The sequence below is a fragment of the Parvularcula dongshanensis genome (assembly GCF_014199615.1).
Taxonomy (GTDB): Bacteria; Pseudomonadota; Alphaproteobacteria; order Caulobacterales; family Parvularculaceae; genus Parvularcula; species Parvularcula dongshanensis.
Window position 1 is genome coordinate 1 of record NZ_JACHOB010000014.1, and the last position, 3008, is coordinate 3008.

A 3008-nucleotide genomic window follows, 5' to 3' on the forward strand; every position below is an offset into this window, starting at 1 on the left:
TTCCGCCTCCCGTCAGCCGTAGCGCAGGAGGCAGCGATGCTCTAACACTGGAAGTGGACCACTCGATGGGGGCCGGTCAGGGCGGCCGGTCTCGAAGACCCTTCTGCCTCAGTCTTCCGAAGACAATCGGAGGATCGCGGCGCGATCCTCCGCGTCGTCGGCCTCGAGGCGCGCGATCACTTCGTGAAAGTCGGCCCGGTCGTGGAGCGAGGCGAAGACCTCGTCGCGCTCGACGTTGAGCCGTCCCCCATACCCCGTGGCCGCGTAGCCTGAGAGGTGCGCTACCGCGGCGTCGTCATCTCCTTGCAGCGCTGCGAGGCTCGCCGCCGCAAGGTGCGCCGAGACCGCCCACTCACCGTCCCCAAGCTGTTCGACGTAATCGGCGAGCTTGGCCATCAAGGTCTCGGCGAGCGGGTCTCCGGCTTCCTCGAAGACGGGGATCATCGCGGCCACGTACACGCTGGCCCATTGGGGCATCGGCTCCTCGCCCGCGACGCCCCACTGGCCTACGAGCGCCTTGTAGATCCGGTGGGCGGTCGCAAGGTCGCCCGTCAGCTGCGCGGCGTAGCCATCGTAGATCGTCTCGCCGGGCTCCGGCGGCAGCGCTTCTCGGTTCAAGGCGGCGACGTAGGCACGCTGGCCGCGGTCGGTCGCCTGCTCAGCGGCGCGGTCGAGCATGCCGATTGTGGTGTAGAGGTCGAACAGGCCGTTGCGCGCGTGCTCGTAGCCCGGCGCGATCGCGAGCGCGCCCGGCACGACAAGAATGGGCACTCAAATCACTGGGAAATTTCTATAGCGCTCGATCGAAAGCTTCATGCTCGCATCTAGGTGCGGCCATTCGAGCAGCCGCTCTGCTCCAATCCGAACGTCCGCTTTCTGATCGATCCGATTGCCTTGAGTGTCCGATTTTGGGTGGAAAGCGGACCCTCGAGCAGATCGCCGGATTTCTGGCGTTGGGCCGGGAGGAGACTGTCCGGTTTCGGAAAGCAAGCCCCAAAAAGCAGACGGTCAGCGAGTCCTCTTCTATGACGGCTTCAGCCCTTTGTTGCGGACGTCCAGCGCACTCCCATAAACTGGCAATGGAAGCCCAAAGTGGCGTGAACCGGCAGAGGTTCGCCGTTCGGCAATTTCGGCCTCAAACCGCCCAATTGCCCCCGCGACCTGTGCATCTAGTTCGACAGCTTCATAGTTGTCCTCAGCGTCATCTAGTCCGAAGCAGTCTCACCGATCTTCTCGTCCGCTACCGTGATCATTTCCTGGAGCGCCTTCACGTGCTGCTGAAAGGCCCGTCGGCCCTTCGACGTGAGCGCTGCCCAAGTTCGCTGGCGGCCGTTCCGCGGCGCTTTCTTGATCGATACATAGCCCGCTTCTGAGAGTGTCGAGAGATGTTTCGAAAGAGCCGAGTCACTCACCTCGATGACGTCTCGAATGACCGAGAATTCGGCTTCGTCGGCGCGGAGAAGAATTGCTGCGATCTGCAGGCGCGCGGAAGCGTTGAACATCTCGTCGAGACCCACGCTCATAACCTCCCTTCACGCACATCTGCGCGATACACCCGTTCCCAGATCCAGCTGAGTCCCGATGTCCCGAGAGCGACGATTGACAACGTCACCCAGAACCATGGATCGTCGGTCGGGTTTTCGAACTGGGTGAGAACGATGACCAGCGCGGAGAAGATCAGAACGCTGATCGCGGCTACGATCCACACGGTCCTGCCTCGTTGATATCCGCTCACGAACATGCCGTGACGCTTTTTATCATCCCGGACAATCAACAACATCAGGACCATTGCCGTCACGAAGACCACGGCCGCAACATCACGAGGGAGAGCTACTGCCGCAACCATCAGCGTCATGAGCAATCCACCAGCAAAATGCCTCCAGATCGGCCACCTCATTCGTCTCGCCAGACGATCATTCGTGGACTCGAGAGCTGCCAGTGCGTCCCATGGGTCCTCGGAGTTGTTCATGTTCTTGCCTCCGTCTCGACAACCGTAGCTGCTCCTGCAGGCATTGCTCTCAAGGCCCCCTCGCTCGCCTCGGCACTTGCACGTCGCCTAACCAGATACTGAGAAACCAGAGGCCTGATCACCAGGCCGATCATATCGATGAGCACGTGCATCGCAATCGGCTTGATGACGGATCCGCTCGAGAGATAGAGCCAGAAGAAGAGCGCACCCATCGCACTGGTCGCGAGAACGCCCTTCCAACCCTGATACCAGTGCGCCAATCCGAATGCCGCGATCGAGATGGTCAGCGACGCCCATACTGATCCGGTAGCTTCCAGCACCAACAGCGGAAGGGCGGCGCGATAGAAGATCTCCTCGCTGATGCCGGCGTTCAGAGCCAGAGGGATGCAGGATGCCACCTCCTTTCCGTTGCGCGGCAGAAGAGCTTCAATGTCGCCGACCACCGGTTGTGACATCTTCTTCAACCGCCGACGCCAGACCACTGCCGTGATGGTAAGGCCTAGAAGCAAGCCACTGGCCATTCCGAGCACCGTTTCAAAGCTGGAACCTTCGGGTTCCGAAACTGCCTCGAAGGGAGCGATCAATGGCGCGAATTCAACGGGCAGAGAGTATAGTAAGTCCAGTCTCCCGAAGGTCAGTAGCACGGCTAATCCACCGACACCGAAAAGCGCCATCGGAACGAAAGTCCACCGGCGGTAAAAGCGCACCCGGTCCGCGCTGGAATCAAACTTCTTGAAAGCTGCGTAGTCGCGCGAATCGCGCCAAGACATCCACGCGAGCCCGCACAGCACGACCAGAAGGACCAAACTGTCTACCAACACCATTGCCAAACCCTCACTTTCCTCGAAGGAAAATGACTAGGCGCGATTTTCCTTCGAGGCAAGTCAAAACTTTCCTCCTTGGAAAATGACCTACACGCTACAGTGCGCGGGTAACCTGATGGCAGGAGATAAGCGGGGGTGACCGGCCCCCATCGAGTGGTCCACTTCCAGTGTTAGAGCATCGCTGCCTCCTGCGCTACGGCTGACGGGAGGCGGAG

The 3008-nt window shown here is 60.5% G+C and carries 4 protein-coding genes; all 4 read right to left on the reverse strand.

The window, feature by feature from the left end; all coding sequences use genetic code 11:
* Positions 1 to 108: 108 nt before the first annotated feature.
* The gene (locus tag GGQ59_RS14685; protein ID WP_183819952.1) at positions 109 to 771 is read right to left on the reverse strand and encodes a hypothetical protein; all 663 of its coding nucleotides are present in this window, start codon (positions 769 to 771) and stop codon (positions 109 to 111) included.
* A 434-nt stretch (positions 772 to 1205) separates the two neighbouring features.
* Positions 1206 to 1523, reverse strand: coding sequence for a winged helix-turn-helix domain-containing protein (locus GGQ59_RS14690; protein WP_183819954.1), 318 nt, complete (start codon positions 1521 to 1523; stop codon positions 1206 to 1208).
* Positions 1520 to 1969, reverse strand: coding sequence for a hypothetical protein (locus GGQ59_RS14695; protein WP_183819956.1), 450 nt, complete (start codon positions 1967 to 1969; stop codon positions 1520 to 1522). The genes GGQ59_RS14690 and GGQ59_RS14695 overlap by 4 nt, the downstream gene beginning before the upstream one ends.
* Entirely contained in the window at positions 1966 to 2793 is an 828-nt protein-coding gene (locus tag GGQ59_RS14700) for a CPBP family intramembrane glutamic endopeptidase (protein WP_183819958.1), read from the reverse strand. Before GGQ59_RS14700 ends, GGQ59_RS14695 begins: the two co-directional genes overlap by 4 nt.
* Between the last annotated feature and the right edge of the window lie 215 nt (positions 2794 to 3008).